The following is a 3,797-nucleotide window of genomic DNA, read 5'->3' as shown; positions in this document are numbered from 1 at the left end:
ACCCCCGCCTCACCCTGGCCCTCACCGCCACCTCTTTCCTCGTCGCCGCGAATCTCTACGGTGCCGTGGCGGCTCAGGCCGACGGTGGTCCCAGTGAACCGCCGGGCACGGAGCCCTCCGCCTCCGCTCCCGTGAAGGTCGACCCGAACGACCCCGACCTCAAGCTCCCCGAGGGAGCCACCCTCGCCGCCCCCAAGGTGCTGGACATCAAGTCGGTGGTCGAGGACCAGGGCGGTGAGGAACGCCGGGAGGACACCAACACGGACGTGACGTTCGCACTCCAGGCAGAGGTGCTGTTCGCCAAGGACAGCGCGAAGCTGAGTGACCAGGCGAAGTCCCGTATCGAGGCGATCGCCGAGGAGATCAAGAAGCAGAAGGCGACCCAGGTCCGCGTCTTCGGATTCACCGACAACCTCGGCACCCACGATCACGGCGTCGTCCTGTCCAAGCAGCGCGCCAACGCCGTCCAGGACGTCCTCTCCCAGGAGCTGAACGACCCGAACATCACCTTCGACGTGCGCGGTTACGCCGAGCAGTACCCCATCGCGGACAACTCCACGGAGGACGGCCGCAAGAAGAACCGCCGCGTGGAGGTCACGTTCCCCCGCACCCAGAGCTGAGCGGTCGCGGAGCCTCGGGACCCGGTCCAGCCACCAGCGGCGGACGGGGCCCGGGCCCGACGTACACGTGGCGCATGGGTGGGCATTTGGGCGCCGGGTTGGGTCTGCGGGCCCATGCTCGACAGGCGGTCCCTTCCTAGCCTCCCCCTAGTCGTGCATCGGCGTGGGAGGAGGGCACATGGCCTCGATCGGGGGAGTTCCGGAGTTCGAGGGGGCGTGGCCGTCCGGGAGCGGTGGGCGGCGGGAGATGCCCCGTTCCCTCTTCGTGGCGCTCGTACTGGTGCACGCGTTGTTCCTCGCCACCGTCCTCGGCGGGATCGGGCTGCTGCTGACCGCCGGGTTGTACGGCACCCTCGACGGCGGCGTCGTCGCCCTCACGGCCTACGCGGCGACGCCCGGAGTCCTCGGCTGGTGGCTGGCCCGGCGGAGCCGGACGGGCGGGGAGCGGGTCCGGCGGGGGCTGATCGCCGTACAGGCGTGGCTGATCGTCGGCGGGCTCGCCGACCTCACCGCCGGCTCGGCACGCGGCGGCATCCAGCTCCTCCTTCCCGTCCTCGTCCTCTACTTCCTGTTCCAGGGCGAGAGCCGGGAGTGGTACCGGCTCTCGCAGCCGGAGCGGGCAGAGCGCCGGCCGTTCTCGTTCGCCCGGATGATCCGGTGGCGCCGCGCGGACGAGGGGCAGACCGCCGTCGAGTACGCGGGGCTGGTCGCCATCGTTGCCGCCATCGTCCTCGCGCTGGTGGTCAGCGGCCTCGGTACGCGGATATTCGGCGGCATTCAGACGCAGGTCTGCAGGGTCGCCGGCATGGGCTGCCCGGCCCCGACGAGCCACGGTGCGGGCACGAACGCCTCCGGGCCCACGAGCACCGACGGCAACGGCAACGGCAACGGCAACGGCAACGGCAACGGCAACGGCCAAGCCAACAGCGAGGACGACAAGCACGACGCCGGCAAGGGAGACGACAAGAACGACGGCGGCAAGAAGGGCGACAACGGCTGCTTCTCCGGCGTGGGCGCCTTCTTCGGCTGTGCCGGTGACCAGGTCGAGCAGGTCGGGCAGGGGCTGTTCGTCGACGGCGTGTGGGGCGACGTCACCGGGATCTACGACATGGCCCGCCATCCCCTGGACACCGTCAAGGGCATCGGCGACTACGGCAGGCGCCTCGGCGAGGACTGGTGGAACAACTCCAGGGGCGCCCGCGACAAGTGGTCCGAGGGCGACTACTTCGGTGCCGTCCTGGACTGGGGCGGCTCCTCGCTGAAGACCGGCGGGAGCGTCCTGTACGACACGTTCATCGGCGACGACACCGCCGACGACTGGAAGAACGGCGACAAGACCCGCGCCGTCACCCACGTCATCTGGAACGTCGGCTCGCTCTTCATCCCCGGCTACGACGCCGCCAAGGTCGTCGAGAAGGTGGGCGACCTGGGGAAGATCGGCAAGCTCGGGAAACTGGGCAGGCTGGCGGAGAAGGCCGGCACGGCGGCCGAGGACGCCAGGAAGGCGGCCAGGGCCGGGGACGTCGAGGGCGCCGAGAAGGCGGCGAAGCAGGCGGACGAAGCGGCCGACGAGGCCGAGCGGAAGGCGCGGCAGTCCGGCTGCACCATCTCCGCGCCGGCCCGCCGGGTCCCGTACGGAGACGGCCCGGACACGGACGGCCCCCGCCCCCTCACCGGCTCCGCCGGCACCGGCACCACCGTCCTCGCCGCGGGCGCCGACGGCTCCCCCTACGTCGTCCTCGCCGACGACGGCTGTGACGAGGACGCCGAGAAGGAGGCGGAGGAGGCCCGCAGGCAGGCCGATGACGCGGACAAGGCGTCCGACGAGGTCCAGGCGAAGAAGAAGGAATGGGTCGCCGATCCCGGCGTCAAGGGACCGGCCGCAGGGAAGACGCTGAAGTTCCCGAACGCCAGGCACACTGTGGCCGGTGCCAAGCACGGTGAGGTCAAGGCGAAGAACAGCGTCATCCTGAAGGGGCGGGAGGCCGATGTGGAGGCGGACATCAAGGCCATCGCCGAGAACAAGGCCACATGGAACGACAAGACGAACCGTTACGAGATCAACGGCCGTACCTACGGAGTCGAGGACAGCGGGCGGGTCTATCCGGATTCGGGTTCGGGGATCGTGATGATGGACCGCAACGAGTATGCCGCGCTCAAGGAGATCGCCAGGGCGAACGGTGACGTGAACGCACCGGCCCTGACGAAGAACCCGCGTTTCGCCGACAATCCGGAGGCCGTGGCCAAGGCCAAGAAGGTCTACGACGGGACCTATCGATGATCTACGACCTGCTGCTCGCCGGGACGCCGGTGTCTCCGCCCGCGCTTGCCGACGCCCTGATCCAGGCGGTCGGCGTGGGGGACGTCGATGTCGATGTCGCCGACCGGGACGACGACCAGAGCGCACGGGACTGGACCGCGCCCGTGCTCTGCGGCTACGGCAGACTGCTGGGCGATCTGTCGATGTCGCTCGACATCTACGTACTCGACGCGCTCTTCGAAGAGGAAACGGCCCCCTCGGAAAGCGAGTTCGCCGCTCGACTGGCAGCGGCCCTCGGGGTCGCGGTTCTGTATCCGGCGGTGGAGGACATCCCGTCCGCCTACTGGGTGGTCGGCCCTTCGGGCGAGACCGCCCGTGCCCGGCTCCTGAGCTCCGACGGGGAACCGCCCGTGCACACGATCGACGCGGTCGAGTCGGCGGTCGCGGAACTGCCGGGTGCCGCAGTCGAGACCCTGCCGGAGATCCTCGACGGTGAGGCCATCGGCACCCCGGTCGCCGACGCGGCTCTCGCCGGCCGTCCCACGGGCACGACGGCGAGCGTCGAGGGTCATGTGCACTACGACCTGCGCGTGTGGGAGCGGCTGGTCCGTCGGCTGGAGTCAGGATGGGCGCCGTCCGGCCGCTACCGGGAGGACCTGTTCCGGCGCGATCTGGAAGCCCGGGACGATCTCGCCGTCATCGCCGGGCGGGTCGATCAGCCGTTCGCGGACGCCCTGCGCTCCGCCGTGGCCCTACTGGACTCGGTCTTCCGCGAGTACACCGAGGAAGCGGCAGACCCTCACTCCGCGCCGGACCGGACGGACACGACGGCAGACCACTGGTGGTGGCGTCGCCGCCCGAGAAACGTCCCGTGGTGAGACCCGGAGGAGCCGCTTTCCCCTTTCCCGTCCACTTCC

At 70.1% G+C, this 3,797-nt stretch carries 3 protein-coding genes; all 3 read left to right on the top strand.

The annotated features are described in order from the left end of the window. The coding region (locus BZY54_RS37580) for an OmpA family protein (RefSeq protein ID WP_086729813.1) at positions 1-620 on the top strand (620 nt) is incomplete at its 5' end. A gap of 178 nt (positions 621-798) precedes the next feature. After that, the gene (locus BZY54_RS37575) at positions 799-2,901 is read left to right on the top strand and encodes a hypothetical protein (protein WP_086729811.1); all 2,103 of its coding nucleotides are present in this window, start codon (positions 799-801) and stop codon (positions 2,899-2,901) included. Continuing rightward, the gene (locus BZY54_RS52470; protein WP_208640889.1) at positions 2,898-3,758 is read left to right on the top strand and encodes a hypothetical protein; all 861 of its coding nucleotides are present in this window, start codon (positions 2,898-2,900) and stop codon (positions 3,756-3,758) included. The genes BZY54_RS37575 and BZY54_RS52470 overlap by 4 nt, the downstream gene beginning before the upstream one ends. Positions 3,759-3,797 lie beyond the last annotated feature (39 nt).

The sequence above is a fragment of the Streptomyces carpinensis genome (assembly GCF_002154505.1).
In the GTDB taxonomy this organism is placed as follows: Bacteria; Actinomycetota; Actinomycetes; order Streptomycetales; family Streptomycetaceae; genus Streptomyces; species Streptomyces carpinensis.
The sequence above is the reverse complement of the archived record's forward strand: the minus strand, read 5'-3'. Positions and strand labels throughout refer to the sequence as shown.